Origin of the sequence: Marinomonas alcarazii, from assembly GCF_003208215.1 — a bacterium.
In the GTDB taxonomy this organism is placed as follows: Bacteria; Pseudomonadota; Gammaproteobacteria; order Pseudomonadales; family Marinomonadaceae; genus Marinomonas; species Marinomonas alcarazii.
In genome coordinates this window covers 292,495-310,765 of the sequence record NZ_QKLW01000002.1, presented here as the reverse complement: position 1 = coordinate 310,765, position 18,271 = coordinate 292,495, and the positions used below count along the sequence as shown (strand labels likewise).

General features: G+C 44.7%; 16 protein-coding genes. 8 read left to right on the top strand and 8 right to left on the bottom strand.

The annotated features are described in order from the left end of the window. Positions 1–77: 77 nt before the first annotated feature. The 4 genes from DFP75_RS06365 to DFP75_RS06350 all read right to left on the bottom strand — a co-directional run bounded on the left by DFP75_RS06365 (position 78) and on the right by DFP75_RS06350 (position 5,066). Positions 78–944 carry an ABC transporter substrate-binding protein gene (locus DFP75_RS06365; protein WP_110573415.1) on the bottom strand — a complete coding sequence of 289 codons (867 nt, stop codon included), beginning with the start codon at positions 942–944 and terminating at the stop codon, positions 78–80. 141 nt (positions 945–1,085) lie between these two features. Next, a complete protein-coding gene (locus DFP75_RS06360; protein WP_110573413.1) occupies positions 1,086–2,843 on the bottom strand; it encodes an alpha-amylase family glycosyl hydrolase in 1,758 nt (585 codons plus the stop codon). A 118-nt stretch (positions 2,844–2,961) separates the two neighbouring features. Beyond that, positions 2,962–4,191: a glycosyltransferase family protein gene (locus tag DFP75_RS06355; protein WP_110573411.1), complete on the bottom strand. Its 1,230-nt coding sequence runs from the start codon at positions 4,189–4,191 to the stop codon at positions 2,962–2,964. A 53-nt stretch (positions 4,192–4,244) separates the two neighbouring features. Beyond that, entirely contained in the window at positions 4,245–5,066 is an 822-nt protein-coding gene (locus DFP75_RS06350; RefSeq protein WP_110573409.1) for an HAD-IIB family hydrolase, read from the bottom strand. A 138-nt stretch (positions 5,067–5,204) separates the two neighbouring features. Here DFP75_RS06350 and DFP75_RS06345 point away from each other — a divergent pair, with 138 nt between their 5' ends. The 4 genes from DFP75_RS06345 to DFP75_RS06330 all read left to right on the top strand — a co-directional run bounded on the left by DFP75_RS06345 (position 5,205) and on the right by DFP75_RS06330 (position 8,171). Next, entirely contained in the window at positions 5,205–6,098 is an 894-nt protein-coding gene (locus DFP75_RS06345; protein ID WP_110573407.1) for a DMT family transporter, read from the top strand. A gap of 629 nt (positions 6,099–6,727) precedes the next feature. Then, entirely contained in the window at positions 6,728–7,006 is a 279-nt protein-coding gene (locus DFP75_RS06340) for a hypothetical protein (RefSeq protein WP_110573405.1), read from the top strand. Between the two features lie 133 nt (positions 7,007–7,139). Continuing rightward, positions 7,140–7,673, top strand: coding sequence for a hypothetical protein (locus tag DFP75_RS06335; RefSeq protein ID WP_110573403.1), 534 nt, complete (start codon positions 7,140–7,142; stop codon positions 7,671–7,673). Between the two features lie 93 nt (positions 7,674–7,766). Beyond that, a complete protein-coding gene (locus DFP75_RS06330) occupies positions 7,767–8,171 on the top strand; it encodes a DUF1801 domain-containing protein (RefSeq protein WP_110573401.1) in 405 nt (134 codons plus the stop codon). Positions 8,172–8,242: 71 nt separating this feature from the next. On the opposite strand, the gene DFP75_RS06325 is transcribed toward DFP75_RS06330, so the two are convergent. Then, positions 8,243–8,680, bottom strand: a complete 438-nt coding sequence (locus DFP75_RS06325) for a DUF3010 family protein (RefSeq protein WP_110573400.1) — start codon at positions 8,678–8,680, stop codon at positions 8,243–8,245. A 299-nt stretch (positions 8,681–8,979) separates the two neighbouring features. On the opposite strand from DFP75_RS06325, the gene DFP75_RS06320 reads away from it, so the two are divergent. Then, a complete protein-coding gene (locus DFP75_RS06320; RefSeq protein ID WP_110573398.1) occupies positions 8,980–10,212 on the top strand; it encodes a pyridoxal-phosphate-dependent aminotransferase family protein in 1,233 nt (410 codons plus the stop codon). 210 nt (positions 10,213–10,422) lie between these two features. On the opposite strand, the gene DFP75_RS06315 is transcribed toward DFP75_RS06320, so the two are convergent. Genes DFP75_RS06315 through yddG form a run of 3 tightly spaced genes read right to left on the bottom strand, consistent with a single transcriptional unit; the run spans position 10,423 to position 14,961 of the window. After that, a complete protein-coding gene (locus DFP75_RS06315; RefSeq protein WP_110573396.1) occupies positions 10,423–11,013 on the bottom strand; it encodes a hypothetical protein in 591 nt (196 codons plus the stop codon). Further along, positions 11,000–13,972, bottom strand: coding sequence for a phospholipase effector Tle1 domain-containing protein (locus DFP75_RS06310; protein ID WP_110573394.1), 2,973 nt, complete (start codon positions 13,970–13,972; stop codon positions 11,000–11,002). The genes DFP75_RS06315 and DFP75_RS06310 overlap by 14 nt, the downstream gene beginning before the upstream one ends. Positions 13,973–14,016: 44 nt before the next feature. After that, on the bottom strand, positions 14,017–14,961 hold the full coding sequence (yddG, locus tag DFP75_RS06305) for an aromatic amino acid exporter YddG (protein ID WP_110573392.1): 945 nt from the start codon (positions 14,959–14,961) through the stop codon (positions 14,017–14,019). Between the two features lie 256 nt (positions 14,962–15,217). Between yddG and DFP75_RS06300 the strand changes: the two genes are divergently transcribed. The 3 genes from DFP75_RS06300 (at position 15,218) to DFP75_RS06290 (ending at position 18,271) form a co-directional block, all read left to right on the top strand. Next, positions 15,218–16,210: a Bug family tripartite tricarboxylate transporter substrate binding protein gene (locus tag DFP75_RS06300; protein WP_110573390.1), complete on the top strand. Its 993-nt coding sequence runs from the start codon at positions 15,218–15,220 to the stop codon at positions 16,208–16,210. A 98-nt stretch (positions 16,211–16,308) separates the two neighbouring features. Continuing rightward, the gene (locus DFP75_RS06295; RefSeq protein ID WP_110573388.1) at positions 16,309–16,749 is read left to right on the top strand and encodes a tripartite tricarboxylate transporter TctB family protein; all 441 of its coding nucleotides are present in this window, start codon (positions 16,309–16,311) and stop codon (positions 16,747–16,749) included. 1 nt (position 16,750) lies between these two features. Further along, positions 16,751–18,271: a tripartite tricarboxylate transporter permease gene (locus DFP75_RS06290; RefSeq protein ID WP_110573386.1), complete on the top strand. Its 1,521-nt coding sequence runs from the start codon at positions 16,751–16,753 to the stop codon at positions 18,269–18,271.

Sequence of the window (18,271 nt, the reverse complement as noted above, 5' to 3'; positions counted from 1 at the left end):
ACTAAAATACAAAAATCCCTCGTTGATGATATCAGCGAGGGATTTTTAGCATTAGGAGCGGCTTATTTACTTTGCTCTTAAAGACCTTCAGCGATTTCTTTTATTTGCATACGCACACTTTGCAAACCGTTACCGGATAAGTACCAAAGCTTTGGCGATAAATACGTCACCTTAATCGAGCCTGCGCCTTGCTCAGCCAGGTCTGCTTTTAATGTATTTACGTCCAGTGCTTCGTCTGTGTTGCCAATTGCCATGCTGCGGTCAACGACAAACAAAACGGTTGGGTTTGTTTCAGCTATGTCGCTAATCGTTAGCGGTGTAAAAGTGCGAGTACCGCGTTTATGAGATTTTACATGGCTAGGAATGCTGGCAGCCTTCAGACCAAGCAGTTGGCTGCTAATGACATCTTCTCGTAGCCCTAAAGAACCGCTGTTATGAGTAACAACCAGAACTGTTGCGTCTTTATTTAGGGGTTTCTTGGTGGATTCTATGTAGCCTTTCAAATCCGTAAGGGCTTTATCTGCTCTGTCTTGAACATGAAATAATGTGGCAATCGAATTGACGTTGTCACTAAGAGCATGCCAATAGTTATCTCCTGACATGTTGACTTGTTTTACCGCGCTAATTTTAATCAGCTCGTCTTTCTTGCCTGCTTGGCGTCCAGTAATAATGATAAGGTCTGGGTTTAATGTGCTTAGTGCAGTTAAGTCTGGCGATTTTAAGCCACCAATGTCGCTATAGCTTGCGCTGTTAAACTGTTGTAAATACTCAGGAATCATTTGTTGAGGAACGCCTGTAACTTGGCTTTCAAGACCTAGCTCTGCCATGGTGTCTAAGCTACCAAGATCAAAAACAGCGGCGGTTGGTAATCTCGTTTCAGCGGTTGATAGCTGACTAAATGCAACCAATGTCCCTATGGCTAATATTTGTTTTAACTTTGTCATCTTCACAATTACCTATTTATGAGTCTTGAAATAAAAATAACCATTATCGTCATTTGATAATGGTTATCATTGTCTCACTTTTATAGGTAAGTGTTGTTACTAAAACGAGATACGATACGTTGCTGAATATGAAACAGGTAATCAGCTGGTTTTTACTTTCCCTTTTTTGTTCGCGAGCCAAACAAACTGATACGGCATTAGAGTGACTTTGCCTAAATGGTCCTCATACACTTGCTCAGACACAAGATCTGTCCAAGTGTCTGTGGCAATCAAGTTTAGTTCAGACAAATTGAAATGCTGCGGTTGATCCGTCATGTTATAGACAGCAAACAAGCTTTGTCTTCTGTCTAAGCTTTGACGCCAAAAAGCAAACAGGTTTTCGCCCATGTGCAAAATATACTGAGTAGCATTAGGGTGAAATGCTGGCTGAGCACGACGAATTTGAGTCAACTTGGTGATACTCTGGAAGACTTTTTGGTGATGGGTTGGGGTGTTAAGAACATGGTTCAAATCCTCCATATCCCAAATGTGGCGATTGATAGAGCGGAAATGCCCTGTATTGTTCACGCGCTCCAAATCGTTTTCTGTGCCAAACAGGCTGTGAATATAAAAAGCAGGCACGCCTTCCAAAGCCATCATGACGCCAGCCGCGCAAAGGAAACGAGCGAACTGCCATTTATCTGGCCCATGCAGCGCCGATCCTGAAAAGGCGTTCCAAAGGCTGATGTTGATTTCATACGGCTTCGCCTCGCCTTGTGGTGTGGTGCGTGAGCTAATTTTTCCACCAAAGCGCTTCATGGTGTTGATCAAGGTTTCCAGTTCCCATTCCGATAGAAGTCCTTCGGTCGGACGTAGGCCGATTCCATCGTGGGAGGCAAGGAAGTTGAGATACGTTGTACCTTGCTGAGCCGGTGGCATGCTCATTAGCCATTGTTTTAAGTGGCTGCAATTTCCTGTCACCAAACTGTTAATGAGCAAGGGTGGTAAAGAGAAGTTGTAAATCAAATGGGCTTCGTTGGCGTTACCAAAGTAGGTTAAATTTTCCTGATTAGGAATGTTGGTTTCGGTAATGATGACGGAATCTGGCGCATAATGCTCAATCATTAGTCGCAGTAAACGGATAATTTCGTGAGTCTGCGGTAGGTTGATACAGCTTGTGCCTGGCACTTTCCAAAGAAACGCGACGGCGTCTAAGCGAAACCAGCGAATGCCTTTTTTAAGATACAAATGAATGATGCGTAAGAATTCCAGTAAGACTTCAGGCCTTTCGAAATTCAGGTCGATTTGATCGTGGCTAAAAGTACACCATACATGCTTTTCACCATTTTGAGTTTGTACTTCTCGTAGCAACGGTGACGTTCTAGGCCGAACAACCGCGCTTAAGTCGGCATTTGGGTCGGCTTCGTAGAAGAAATTAGCCCCCGGATGAACACCTGCTTTAAAGTTTTCAAACCACAGACTTCGGCTCGAGCAATGGTTAATGACCAGATCGCCCATGACTTTGAAGTCTTTCGATAGATTGACGATATGCTCCCAGCGACCACAGGATGGATTCACTGTGGTGTAATCCATGACACTGAACCCATCATCAGAGCTGTAGGGAAAAAATGGCAGCAAATGCACCGCAGAAATGCAGTCAGCAAGTTTGTTTTTGACAAACTTATGCAAGGTTTCTAATGGCGCTTCATCTTTTTGTCGCAAGGTATCAGCGTAGGTAATTAGCATAATATCCGACTGATCCCACAAGTTCCTGTGTGGGCGAGGGGATTCAGTCATTGGGTCTAGATGAAACATCGCTAAGCATTTGTCAGCGAGGTCTTTGGTATCTAAGTTTGGATAAATTACCTGTAAATGCGCTATGAGTCGCTGCTCTAGCTGCGACAAAGGTGCGTTTTCCATATTTACCTACCAATCTTTTTTGTAAGTGGTTGAAAAGCAACATAGTGTGACGTCCTTTGCACAAGCAGCGCCACCTTGATGATCTTATTATTGGCTGAACATTCTATGGTCAGAGGCTCTATTTTTTAGGACCATATTCCGCCATATCTAACTCAACAGCTTGAGCAAGCTGTGACATCACCCCAGGAAAAGCACTTAAAACGCGGTTCCAGCTAGGGATGAAAGGCGTCTCCATTGGGTTGTCTAAATAGTGGTTGCCCGCTTTCATAATGTTACTAGCGAACAGTTCGACGGCTTGTTCTTCTGAATGCACGTCTAATTTTAGGCCATTAATTTCAGCGTCGTTTTTATAGGTTTCAATGAAGTCCAACGCCACGCGGTAGTAAGTTGCTTTAATCGTTCTAAATGTTTCTTGATTAAAGATAGTACCGTTTGTCGCTAACTTGCGAAAAATTGCCTTGGTAATGTCGATCGACATTTTAGATAAACCGCCATCGTCGTTATCGGCAGACAAATCTTGGTGTTTGTGATCGTAAATGTCGGCAATGTCTACTTGACATAAACGGTTGGTCGAGTAGTTGCGATACATTTCACTTAGCACACCGATTTCTAAGCCCCAATCACTTGGAATGCGCAAATCCGTCATAACGTCGCGGCGGAACGAAAATTCACCAGCCAGCGGGTAACGGTAGCTGTCTAGATAATCTAAATAGTCTAAATGACCGAATACTTTTTTGAGTGAGCAAAGCAGTGGTGTGACCAACAAACGACTGACACGTCCGTTCATCTTGCCATTGGCTGCACGGGCATAAAAGCCCTTACAGAATTCGTAGTTAAAATTCGGGTTCGCCACAGGGTAAATAAGGCGCGCCAATAATTCACGGTCATAAGTGACGATATCACAGTCGTGCATGGCAATCGATTCGGCTTTGCCTGCCGCCAAGTTATAGCCCATACAGAACCAAACATTACGGCCTTTACCTGGGTCAGATGGAGAGAGGTGTTCGCCTTTTAAGACGCTATCAATTTCTCTAAGACGAGGGCCGTCATTCCACAGCACTTTTACATTTTGCGGTAACACGCTGAAAAATTCTAAGGCGTGACGATATTGCTCTTCTGTGGCTCTGTCCAAGCCAATGATAATTTCAGACAAGTAGGGAACTTGCTGCAAGTGTTTCAATATATTCGGCATGGCGTCTGTTTCCAGCTCGGAATACAGACAAGGAAGGATAAGAGACATTGGGCGTGTTTTCGCAAACTCACACAGTTCTTTTTCCATTTCTTCTAACGGGCGGTGTGCCAGATTGTGAAGCGTGGTGATGATACCGTTCTGATGAAAGTCGCCCATAATAATTCTCCTAAAGTCGTAATAATGGTTTGTTTTATTGTTCTTTTCGTCGCTTACAAAATACCTTGCTTAGTGAGTTGCAAATTAATCGCCTGAGCCCAGCCTTCCGGCCCATAAGCATCGGTTAGCCAAGCGTCGCAACGGTTGGGGATTTCTGGTGGCGCGTGCACAGGTGAGCGAATGACCACGGGAATGTCGGCTTGGCTTAGCATGCCTATGTCATTTTCACCGTCGCCTAACGCCATCGTAATCACGTCATCGTCACTTTGTACTTCATATAATTCTTTCAGCCATAGCATGGCGTTGGCTTTGTCACAGTGCTCGCCCATCAAATGCGCGAAGCGTCCGCCTTTTTGGATCTGCACGTCATACGGAGCAAGGTCATCACGAAGTGCATTAAGAGCAAGATTCGAATCTGTCCAAACCATGGGTTCCGTGAATTCTCGTTGCATCGCCAATTGTGCGTTCGTGCTATTTAACCCGGTAATGGACATAAGCTCTTGATAGGTCATATCGCTAAAACGCTTGAATGTGTATTGGTCTTGTTTATCGTTAGTTAGCTTAATAAGTTCGTCGCGCTTGGGGCCAAATGACTTGCGCCAATAGTCGCCGCAATCTTCTAGTTGTTCATCAATGGAAAGCGGTGTTTTCTTTGGAATGTAAACCGCAGAGCCGTTTTCTACGATAAAAGCGTCCTGGTGATTGAGCTCTTTTCTAAGGGAGGCAAGCTCTGCGAATGTCTTGCTAGTATTGATGATGCAAGGAATTGAGAAAGTCTTTAACGACTGAAGAGCCGCCAGTGCAGGCTTGAAACTGTAGGTGTGATGATCAAGTAAAGTGCCATCCAAATCGGTAAAAATCAAAAGTGTTGTCATGTCGATTCCTTTTCGGGTCCATCAAAATGCAGCTGGTGGACGTTAGTATGAGACTTGCAAATCTGGTGCCAGTGCGTAAAAGTGGGGCTTTCCTTATTAGGCACACGCCTAAGATTAACTAGGCTGTTGAACAAATTGATGACAAGTTTGCTACGTTTATGTGTCTTTGTGTTGTTGGCTTTGCTGGCGTTCGCGGCAAACTCGGTTTTGTGTCGTTTAGCGCTAAACGATGGTCTTATCGATCCCGCTCAATTCACCACGTGGCGCTTACTTAGCGGCGCAGTGACCTTGGTGTTGCTCTGTTTGTTTCAGTCTTTAAAGCATCAACAGAATGATTTAAAAGCCACCTGGTTAGAAGGTAGCTGGCTGTCTGCATTTGCGCTGTTTATCTATGCCTTGGGCTTCTCTTATGCGTATGTGACGTTATCGACCGGAATGGGAGCCTTGATACTGTTTGGCGCCGTACAGCTGACCTTGATCTTATTCGCCGTGTGGGCTGGGCAAAAACTGGTTTGGCTGGAATGGTTAGGTCTGGCGATAGCCTTTGCAGGCTTTGTTTATTTAGTGCTTCCCACTTTGTCGTCTCCCTCTTTATTCGGCTTCGTCTTAATGACGTTAGCAGGCGTGGCATGGGGCTTGTACACATGGCGAGGCAAAATTTCTGCTAAACCTTTATTTGCCACCACTTCTAACTTTGTTCGTACTATTCCCATGATAATGGTCGCGTTGCTTGTTATTCATTTTTATAACGATGAACCAGAAAGCGCACAACTTGAAGGCATTATTCTCGCTGTTACCTCAGGCGCTATTATGTCTGGTCTTGGTTACGCTATCTGGTATGCCGTCTTGCCTTATCTTAGTGCTTCTATTGCCGCTGTCTTACAGCTACTCGTTCCTATTATTGCCACAATAGGAGGCGTGTTTTTTGCCAAGGAATCCATCACCTTACACCTCGTTATCGCAACCTTAAGCGTCTTAGGCGGTGTATTACTCGTTATTATTGCGAGAAAACGAACCCCTAAAAACGCCTAGTTTTGGTGCGTTTTTATCTCGATGCGCCATCATTGATAGGCTTGCTGTTTGAAAATTGATCGTTGTTTTAGTCCGACAATGTAAACATTTCCTCCCCTTATGTCTTCCAAGGGGAGGGCGAGGGAGGGGTTATTACTTCGGGCTTTGACCCCGATTTACATCAATCAACAAAATACCTTGCATTCCAAGCCACCCTGTAGGGCAGATGAGCGCAGCGTGATCTGCCGCGAAAGCGAAGCTTTCTTTTAGATGTAGATCACTATTTTATCTGAGAGTAAGGTGACAAAGCGGCTTCGCATTATGCTGCCATGGGACAATGGCAGTCAGCGTTAGCACACGGTGAGATCAGAGTATAAAAACAGATCAGGTCATAAGGCCTAAGGGAATCGCTTGTCTCGCGGGTCAAAACGCGCTACAAAAGGGCAAATAAAGAACCAGCATATCGGTGATCAAAGACGATCTGAAGCCGCAGAGTCCAAACAGACTTTGGTGTTTAGCGAGTTATATAACAGGGAAGTCCTGCCATGAAAAAAGCACATCCCTTATATAGACGTAGCCTTTCAACCTTGGGTTATAGCCACAGCTACGCTGCTGTATAACCCTTAATAATTATGTATATGGAGATCTAAGTGAATAAGAAGGAAGCCGAAGAGCTAAGTGTTCTACTAATGCAAGTTTCAGGAAAGCTTGACCAAAGCGTACGTTTCGTTATGGATAAGGATACAAAAGAAAATTTTGAATCTTATAGATCAAAGGTAGGGAAAGTTATGGGAGAGATTTTCTTAGAGATGCTACAACCTTTATGGGAGCGTTATCCTGAACTTAAGCCAAAAGAAATGGATGGAATCTACGAGGTAAATCCTCAAATACACGAACCACATTTTTATAAGCCAGATGAAAATGCGTGACAAGCACAGGAAAATAGCCTTAATTTTCATCTGACCCTAAATTACAATGAAGCTCACTGAGTTGTTGATTTACAAGGCGCTCCTAAATTTCCGCAGAGCGCGGAGTCATGTGTATTTCTAGTTGAGAGGTCAAATGGAATCGGTTCAAGTAGCGTTAAACCCTTTGGATTGGTCTGGTGTTTCAGCAATCACGTCAATATTGATGCTTTTTATAAACATTTTCTTACTTGTGTCAATAATTTTTGCTTACCGCACAATTAAGGAAGAGGTAAAGAACAGAGACAGTAGCTTGTTACTTTGGGCAATGGACGAGATGTCTAAAATTAAGCCAGATCTATCATTGATTCATAATGCGGGTGACTATGCTATCGGTGAATTAGGGAGTGAAGATCATGCGGTTGCTTGGCCTCAAGAAACAGTTGACGCAGCATATCGCGTCAGTATTGTCATGCAACGGCTGTCTTATATGGCCATGTCAGGGCTTATTAGTAAAGAGCATTTTGCGAAAATGTGGGGGCCCGCTTTTGTGAAAGCGTGGGATTCACTAGAGTCTTATATTCATCATAAACGTTTCCTAAATGGTGAGCCTTTGACTCTCGCAGAGGGGGCCTATAGCAGAAATGACTTCGAGAAATATGCTCTGTATTGTCGGGAGCTAAACACATAACAAGGCTAGGCACAGTGACGCCTACTGCATTGCGGCTTCATCTCCATTCCGAAGTGGCGCTTGCTGTGGGTGTTACTTTCATGGGAGAAGCCAATGAATAAGGCAGTTACAGACCGTTTCGCTGAGTATCCAGAAGACGTTCGTATTCGATTAGAGGAATTACGAAGTTTGGTTCTTCTCGTCGCTTCTGACTTGGCGTTGGGCGAAGTGGAAGAATCGTTAAAATGGGGCGAGCCAAGTTATAGTGTTAAAACAGGCAGTCCAATTAGGATGGATTGGAAACTAAAATCTCCTGATCATTACGGTCTCTTTTTTCATTGCCAAACAAAGTTAGTCGATACGTTCCGTGAATTATATGGCGAGGTGTTGGACTTTCAGGGAAACAGAGCCATTGTTTTATCATTGTCTAAACCATTGCCCAAAGTTGCTATCAAGCACTGTATCGAGTTGGCGTTAACCTATCATCAGCGAAAAAACTTACCCTTGCTGGGGGCTTGAGCATAACTCAAAGCAATAAAAAAACGGACACCTTTCACTGGCGTCCGTTTTTTTATTGCGAAATCGACTACTTACGCTTCAGGAATGTGTTCTGAAAGTGCAGCATAAGCCACAGTGAAAGCACCTTCTTGGAATGCACGCAAGCCTGTTGCTTTGAATGGAATCGGCATTGGGTTGTGTTGCAAGATGTCTTTTACTTTTGCGCCGCTGAACAAATCGACTTCTACGGTGTTGATCAATTGGATCGCCGCTTCAATTTTAAAGCCTACCGCGCCGCCAGCGAATTTGCCTTTTGTTGGGCGTTCACGAATAACGGCTCTTTTCACTTTGTAATCTTCAAACAATTTTTTCAGCATGAACTGAAATTTGCGCACGCTTTCGCTGTCGTTTGGGTTGTTCAGTGTGTGTCGAGTTTGGCGACAATCGGCGATTTGAAACAATCCGTCTTGTTTGGACAGAAGGCAAAGAATCACTTCGCTGCCTTTAATTTCGATACCACAAGTAATCATAACAGGGTCCTGAATAGGGAGTTTCGCGCATTATCGCACAGTTAATCGCTATTTCGCAGAGTAAAAAATACTGCTTGTTGAAATGGAAACCAGTCAGATCTAAGGCGAAAATCAAAGCAGCCAGTTTATTACACTCTTTTCATTTTGCTGCCTCTTATTATTCAAATGGATATTGTACTATTACCAGATAATATTTTGTAAAAATGCAAAACACGATATTTTCTACTGAAAAAGCGTAAATATATGCTTTTTACTCTAGGAATGTTTTTTCCAATACTGACTTAATTAGGCTGCATAAAATGACTGCTTCATCGCCAATGGGTATTCCTCGCCCCCAGGTGAAATCTCTAGACGAAATCCTTCCACATGAACCTTTGTTGATGATGGGTGCCGGACCGGTTCCAATTCCTGAGCGTGTCGCCAAGGCCAATTCTGTGGTGATTAACCACCTTGGCGGAGTAATGGCGCAGGTGATTGGGCAGGTAAAATCCATGGCGCGCTATGTGTTTCAAACGGAATCTAAATGGGTGCTTGGCGTAGCAGGGCCAGCGTCAGCCGCGATGGAAATGGCGGTCGCCAATTTATTGCAACCAGGCGAACGTATTTTATGTATTAATAATGGCTTTTTTAGTCATCGTATGGCGGAAATGGCGACTCGTATTGGTGCCGATGTTCATGAATTACACGTTGGTGTGCATGAAGCGGCAGACCCTGAGCGTGTTCGCAAAGCGATTGAAGAAACGCGTCCAAAAGTATTAACGCTAGTACAAGGCGAAACCTCGAATACGGTGTTTAACCATTCATTAGAAGAAATCACTAAGATTGCTAAATCTTATGGTTGTTTAGTGGTGGTGGATGCGGTTTGTACGCTTAGCACCATGCCGCTGAAAATGGATGCATGGCAAGTCGACGTGGTGATCACGGGTGGGCAAAAAGGTTTGTCGTCTATTCCGGGTGTCTCTTTGTTGGTGTTTTCTAACGAGGCATGGGCGGCGGTGAAGAACCGCACTAAGCCAACGGCGCAATGGTGTTTTGATGCTCAGCTTGCTGAAAATTTTTGGCACAACGATGGTTATCATTATACCGCGCCTGTGTCTGGCATTATGGCCTTGCATGAAGCCTTGAAGTTGGTGTGTGATGAGACATTAGAAAATCGTTTCGCTCGTCATTTACGTTGTTCTAAAGCGTTGCAATCTGGCATTGAGGGAATGGGGTTGTCGTTGTTTATTCCTTCTGAATCTCGTTTGAACTCTGTAGTGGGAATTAATATCCCTGAAGGGTTAACGGCTGGGCAGATTTGTCGCCATATTTCAGAGATGTACCGAGTGGAAATCGCTGGGTCGTTTGGTCAGCCAATCGTGCGTATTGGTCAAATGGGCGAGCAGTGCCGCGAGCATAATTTGTTCCGCACTTTGCATGCACTTGGCAGCACCATGCGCGATTTGGGCGTCAAAGTAGACCAACCAAACGGCATGGCGGAAATGGAAGCGTGCTTGCAGAAGATTCCTCGTACACTTTATCAAGTGGCTTAAAGAGTAAAAAGAATTAAGGCGCTTTTTTATTGAAGCGTCTTACTTCTAAGTGTTGTTTTAAACTAGATACTTTTTGAAATGAATTAAATGCCTTCTGCTTCATAAGTAGAGGGCATTTTTTTGTTTGTGCAAAGTGGTAACACTTATACTCCTTCAGATTGTCGATGAAGGTGTTACAGCTAAAATTTAATAAGTAATAATTTTAAACTCTTATTTGTCATCATACGGCGAATCTGGGAACGGGGTAAGGGACATCTCGCCTTTGCCATCGAAGAGCACCACAACATTGCGAACCGACTCAGGCGCTTTTTCTACCCAATGATTTGGGTCGGCATTAGGCTTTGGTGTACAGTCATCGTAAGAAGGAGAACAATATAATGTATAAAAAATTCTAACTCTCTCTTTCTCTACCAGTACCTGCATCGAGCCGGTTTTCCCTTTAAAATACTGGTAATAATTCCTAAGAGTCCGAATCTTTTTCTCCGCTAATTCGCTGTCGATGTCGGCGGAAATGCGATAATAGGCTTCCTCTTTATTCCAGCCTTTTACCCAAAAGCCTTCTATATGTTTAGGCACCCCCATACGGCCAATGTCGGCACTGGCTCCTGGGTAACCATTCACCGCACCATAACCAAAGCCGCCGCCCCCGCCTAGCACATCGCTCACAGAAATAGAAACTAAGTAATAAGGGCCATCTAAACTGCCGGCATTGCCAATACTGGCGACATAGAAGGGTTTTTCTTCACATCCTGTAAGCATAAGTAAGGTAGTTAAGATAAGGAATAGCTTATTCATTGTCATAGATTTCTCTTGTTGGTGTGCTCAATGGCGCATTGGGTTGATAGCGTTTAAAGGCCTTAACATTAGCAATGCCATTGACTTGACTATCGATTGGGTCACTGCAACCGGGGTTGATAACACTATCATGGGAACGGTGGATGCAGTTATCGGGTACATCTATCAGCCAATCTTGTGGTGCAACTTTTCCTATAGGCAGTGCCGCTAATTTATTCCACAATGACTTTTGTGCAGGATTAATTTCATAATCTCTTGATGTGTTATACCGTGAATTTATCCACTTCACTCCAAAACGCTCCGCCTGCTGCTTCATTCGCTCTTGAGCCAATCCTGCAAGACTGGCATCGATGGGCTGTAGGCGGTAGAAGTATAAAGTAGCGTCTTCTTGCTCTACTTTGCCATGTTGTTTATAGGTGGCTTTGCATTCTGTTGACCACTCTGTTTGGTGGCGCAGTTGTTCTTGATAAAACCACTTATCAAAGTCTACAAGTCTGCCTTTGTAGGCATATTCCTCTTTTTGATCTTGATAAGACAGGGTCTTAATAAGCTCTCTGTTGTAGGTACTCTTTATAGGGATTCCGTAACGCTTTGGCAGATCGGTCTTATTATATTGCTCCACAAAAGGATAACCACCGCCCACATCCGTATGAGCCCCGGGGAAGACTTCTTCATAAAAGTTGGGCGCGAGCTGCCCGCGGGTTTTCAAGGAAGTAAGAGGGAAGTTAATTCTGTATTCATGGTGAGCGCAGATCTGCAACGCATGACCCACATCCGCTGAATTGACATGCAAGTTAAATACGCCATTATCCTTATTACCTGGCAAGTAAAATGAGCCTACCGTATCAAACAAGCCTAAAAAGCGCACACTGGTACTGCGTTGGGTGTCCGCTTGGTAACCCGTATTTGGGTTGTATTTCTCCCCTTCTGCAGTGCCCAATAAATTAGGCGCAATCCGGCTCGTGTCTTTGCCTGAACGATGCTTAGTGTAATCGGGCAATCCCATTTTTAACGCGTTTACAAAGTGTCGAGCAAGGGCTGCGCCTCGACTGAACCCGAATACATCAAAGGCGATATGGGTAATGGACGAATAATTGCCTTTATCTTCTAGGTCAGCAATGATTCGTCTTAATTGAACAAGTAGCGTCTGCCATTTCTGAAAGGCACCGTTATCATCGTAAAGACCCGTTGCACCAGAGAAGCGACTTTCGTCTTTACCAGCGTCGATCATTTGGGGCGTTTGCCATGCCCCATCCACTGTGCCGACTCCCGACACATAAATTTTTGCCGATTCGCCCGTTTTTTCAGGGTAGGCTTCAAACAACCTAGCTATGTTAGTACGGGATTTGTCGCCATGTTCTTCTTTATACGCGTCATTTCTATTGTTTTGTCCGGTGCCATCAAAAAACACGCCGATGCGTAAGATGCGTTCCGGTTTGACGTTGACCAATGGTAGACCTTTTTTGACTTTGCGTTTTTCCAAAGCAAGAATCGGCGCGCTGTTGGTGACGGTGATGCTGGTTTCATCACTAACATAGTGGCTGTTGTGCGGGTTGTTGTAAGTACTGGGCGCTTCTGGTGGACATTCAAAGCGTTCGAAGACGACGGGCGCTTCTTCCACACTTTGCTTCATGGCTAAGATGTCGCCAACTTTGAGTGCCAGCGGGTTGTCGTTGTAACTGGGATTTTGGTTCAGCAATTCTTTTGCTGATAAACCGTATTGTTTGGCGATGTCTGCCCAGGTTTCCCGTTGTTGTGTGTTTGGATCTTCTCTCACCGTATGTGTGGTGATGTCGGCTTTAATGCTTTTTTTTTCGTAGTTGTCTCTTTCAAGCTGTGGTGTTTGGGTGACTTTTAATAAGGCGTCGATGTCTAAATGTACGCCGTGTTGTTCTAGCCATTTTGGTGATACTTGATTTACTTCTTCAGCAGATAGAGACTCCGCACGGTAAACCAAGTACTGATCTTTCACCACTTTGCCAGCGATTTTCCAATACACCAACAACGACATTCTGGCATGGCGAAAGGTGTAATCGGCAATGTTATCGGGCATGGGGCTAAAGGTTTCGTCGCCATTCCACTGGTATTTTTGGACAAGTGTGTTGCCTTTGAAATGATAAAGATAGCCCGTTGTAGCAAAACCTAAGCGCTCGCCAAATTGCACTGTTGGCATAATGGGAATAAAAGCGTCATTCACCTTGCCCGACCCTAATGGCACCATGGTGACATTTTTCAGAGAAAGTCCCATGGTGTTTTTAGCGGCACGAAAGTTCAAGTGGTGCGGCTCATTGGAGTCGGTTTTTAGAGTGTATTTTGTGCCATAGGTGGTTGGACTTGCTGTCCAATTGCCCTTTGTTATTTTATGCTTTGTGTCGAATAATTCTGTGCTCAAACCAACTGGAAGGTTCGGGTTCTTGGCGGAAAAAGCGATTTCAATATTGTATTCGTAAGCCAGTGGCGCTTGAGATTCTCTAGTACTGCTATCAGGTATAACAGGTTCTGGTGTGTAATCCGGTTCTTTTACGGGATGAAGATTGGCACGATTTGATCCTACTGAGTCGGCTGACGCAGAACCAACACCTTGCCCCATCCTATTAAGGCGCTGTGTCAGAGCGGTTAACGCGGAAGCCTGAAAGTCGGATTCGGCATCTGGGTTGATCTGCCATTCTCTTTCCCCTAGCTTCTTGGTTGTCCCTAGTGTTTTGTTTGCCCATGGCGTGTTGCTTGCCCATGGCGCATTATTTGTCTCTAGTCTTTTGTTTGAGCGAATGAGTAAGGGCGTTGCGGGGAAGTCGGTAGCGAGAACGAACTCCCCAGCGGCGACTTTTTCCAGTAAGGTCGCGGCGCTCATGCCTTTAGGGAGAATAGAATGTAGGTCACGCTCGTTTATTTGGCTCAGGTTTCCTTCAACAGAGAAGAACTCCATCTCCATTAAGCTCTCCAGCTTAATCAAACGGTATGTCATGGACAAATCCTTGTCATTGTTTGTGATATTAAAGAGTGCGAATGTTACTTGTTGATTTCTAGTGAGGCAAGATGTTCATCGCTTGGCCGCACTCTTTTATTGCGCATTAAACTAGCAAACAGCGCACCAGCGGTAATTAGCAGGCAAGCGATGATTTGACCTGTTGTTAATTGCGCGTCGGTAAAAAGCCCAAGCCAGGCTGTCGATAGGGCGGGGGCGGTGTAGGACAACACGCCAAGTAATGACAGGTTGCCTTTTTTAACGCCAAAGTCCCAACAAAAGAAAGCAACCCCAACTGGGCCGAGTCCCAATCCTAAAATGGCAATCCAAGTGCTTGCTGGGAAGTCTATAGAAGGCTGCCAGTTTTGAGCTTCGATCATAAGATGCGACGCGCCAGCTAATAAGGTGGTGATGAGGCAATACCAAAGAACGGCGCTGGAAGGCACGCTTTGAAAGCGTCGATTCGCCACGGAATAGCTCGACCAAATGAACGCGCAGGCGAAAGCCGCTGCGTAGCCTGTCCAGTGGTAGGCTGCGTTACTCTCCACTTCTATCGATTGCCCTTTGGATTGCAGCATGATGCCTGTGCCAATAAAAGCAATAACCGCCCCCACCAAATGCGTCCATGACAAAGAATGACCTGTTGTCATGCCTGCCATCAGTACAATCAGCAAAGGCCAAAGATAGGCGATGAGCCCAGCTTCGACGGGTGGCGCATGCTGAAACGCATAAAAATAGCAGAAGTGATAAAAATAAAATCCCAGCCCTCCCATGATTATGGCGCTTTTGGGTGTGTTTGCCCAAGACGATTTTAGTTCGCCTTTTGCTAAATAAACGATAAAAAACAATAAGCTGGCTACGCCAAAAGTGAGAGTGAGCAAGAGCAATGGCGGTACTAAATTGGCTTGCGTGGTAAAAAGCGCAAGGGTGCTCCAAAGTAAAATGGCGATGCTGCCAATGAGCGTGGCGTGCGGTGAATTCGCTGTCATCTTTTGGTTTCCTATATCCTAACCGAGTCTGATTGAGCCATAGAGTACCTTGCTTGTGTGTTAAAGGCATTGTCAAAAAAGCGTGTTTTTAATTGTAAAAAACGTTGTTTTTCTCATAAATAAGCAAGAAATGTTGATTGGTGACAGGGTAGTGACAGGTTTGGCAGGTAAGGTTTAATAAATCGAGCTTATTGAAATGTAAATGTTCTCAGCTTGATCGGCTAACAACAAAAAAAATAACAAGCAGGAGATAACCATGCTTAAAAATATTTCTTTGAAGTCTGTTCTAATTTCTGGTGCAGTCGCACTGACTATTGCTGGACAGGCTTCTGCCTACGAACCAGCTCGTAGCGGAGAGTGTATCGCTCCTGCTAACCCAGGTGGTGGTTGGGACTTTACTTGCCGTAGTGTTGGTAAAGTATTAGTCGACCAAGGTTACTTCAAGGGTAACGTACAGACCGTTAACATGACGGGCGCTGGTGGCGGTGTTGCTTTTGCTCATACGATTAGTAAACGTGACAAAGATGACAACCTTATTGTTGCCGCAAGTACAGCAACGACAACTCGCCTTGCTCAAGGCCAATTTCCAGGCATGAATGCTGACCAAGTGAAATGGGTTGGTACATTAGGTGCTGACTACGGCATCATCGCCGTTGGTAAAGATTCAAAATACACTTCTCTAACTCAAGTTATTGACGCGCTTAAGAAAGACCCAAGTTCGGTTAAATTCGCAGGCGGCAGTGCTTCTGGTGGTTGGGATCATTTAAAAGTTTTGATGACGGCGCAAAAAGCCAACGTTGAAAACTTGCCAAAAGTTCGTTACCTAGCCTTTAGTGGTGGTTCTGAAGCCTTGGTTCAAGTGGTTGGCGGTCACGTAGATGCCTTCACTGGCGATATCTCTGAAGTTAAAGGCTTCATGGATTCTGGCGACCTACGCGTTCTAGCTGTGCTTTCTGAAGAGCGTTTGCCAGCACCGTTTGACTCTATCCCAACAGCCATGGAGCAGGGGATTGACTCTGTTGCACCTAACTGGCGTGGATTTTACGTACCGGGTAATGCAAGTTCAGAATCTTACGACTGGTGGGTGAAAACCATTGATGAGTTGTACACAACTCAGGAATGGAAAGACATCATGACAAAAAATGGTTTGATGCCATTCCACAAGTCTGGTGCTGAGTTTACTCAATTCGTAAAAAACCAAACTCTAGATATCAAAGTCTTATCGCAAGACATCGGTCTAATTAAATAACCTCAGACCGTTTTTTTGGGAGGGGCATTTGTTATTACAGATAGCCCCCTCCTTTTTTTATTTATTCACCTCTTGATTAACATACATGGAGCAGAGACATGCGTATAAATGATCGTGTGTTTGGCATGCTGATGCTGATTCTTGCCGTTGCCTACGGTTGGGAAGCAACACAATTTCCAATTCCTTTTGGTGGGCATGAAAGTGTCGGACCAGAAACTTTCCCTATCATGTTATCCATCATTTTAGGTATTAGTTCTATTTACATGATTGTTCGTCCTGATCCTGATGAGGCATGGGCGCCTGTTCCAATGTTACTTGAGCTGAGTGTTGTCGTTCTTTCTATGCTTGCGTTTGCATGGGCGATTGAGCCAATTGGGTTTATGCCTGCGGCAGCGTTGGTAGTGAGCTTCTTGAGCTGGCGTATGGGAGCAAGTGTCGTTAAGAGTCTTATCACGGGTGTGACAAGCTCTGTCGTTATCTTCTTCCTTTTCAATAATGTGCTTGAATTAGCACTGCCTCTAGGTCTATTGGAGTTTTAATATGGATACTATGAGCTTATTAATGCAAGGCTTTGCGGTGGCGTTAACGCCGGAAAGTATTATGTTTGCGGTTATCGGTGCTATTTTAGGTACTTTGATTGGCGCGTTGCCGGGTCTTGGCCCTGCAAATGGTGTGGCAATCTTGATCCCATTGGCGTTTAGCTTAGGCTTATCTCCAACGTCGTCTCTTATCTTATTAACATCGGTTTATGCGGGTGCCATGTACGGCGGTCGTATTTCGTCTATCCTTTTAAACATTCCAGGTGACGAGCCTGCCATGATGACCTGTTTAGATGGTTATCCAATGGCTGTAAAAGGTAAAGCGGCTGAAGCCTTGGCTATCTCTGCTATTGCTTCTTTTATCGGTAGTTTTATTGCAACCATAGGTTTGGTTATTTTGGCACCAATCTTAGCGAAATTCGCTCTAAGATTTGGTCCTTCTGAATACTTCGCTTTGTTTGCATTAGCCTTTGCGACCTTGGGTGGTATCACGGGTAAAAACCAATTCAAAACCTTGATGGCGGCGGCAATTGGCCTAATGATAGCGACAGTGGGTATTGATATTTCCACAGGCGTACAGCGTTTTACTTTCAATACTCTTGAGTTGTTTGAAGGTGTTGATTTCATTATTGCCATCGTTGGTTTGTTTGCGATCAGTGAATTGTTGTTCTTCTTGGAGCGTCACGCTGGTGATGGTCTAAAGCAAGTGGCTATTAACAAGCTTAAATTGTCTGCGAAAGACATCATCAAAGTACTTCCTGCTTCATTGCGTGGCGCGGTGCTTGGTTTTGTTGCTGGTGTTTTGCCAGGCGCGGGTGCTTCTTTGGGTAGCTTTATTAGCTACACTTTGGAAAAACGCGTATCCGACAAAGGCGAATTTGGTAAAGGCGATCCTCGTGGTGTGGCGGCTCCTGAAGCAGGTAACAATGGCGCGGCGTCTGGTGCACTTGTTCCTATGTTAACGCTGGGTGTTCCTGGAAGCGGCACGACTGCGGTTCTTTTGGCGATGTTGATTTCTCTAAACATCTCTCCTGGCCCTATGTTGTTCCAACAGAATGCGGATCTTGTTTGGGGTGTTATTGCGGCAATGTTTGTGGGTAACCTTGTGTTGCTATTACTAAACATTCCAATGGTTGGCATCTTCGTTAAATTGCTGAGCATTCCGCCGAAATATCTGATGCCGATTGTGACTTTGATCGCGTCTGTTGGTATTTATTCTGTCAGCCACAGTGCCTTGGATTTGTACTTCATGGTTGGCTTCGGTGTCGCTGGTTATATCTTCCGTAAGGTGGATATTCCTCTAGTGCCTATTATTTTAGGTATGTTGCTTGGGCCAGAAATGGAGAAAAGTTTGCGTCACGCGTTGGTGCTTTCTGACGGTGATTGGAGCGTGCTTTTCAATAGTGGTTTGAGTATTGGCTTATGGACAGTCGCAATACTTGGTTTGGTTTTACCTATCATTGTCGGCCCGATTGTTCGTGCTAAAATGAAGAAATCAAAAGAGTCTGTTAAAGACGTGTAA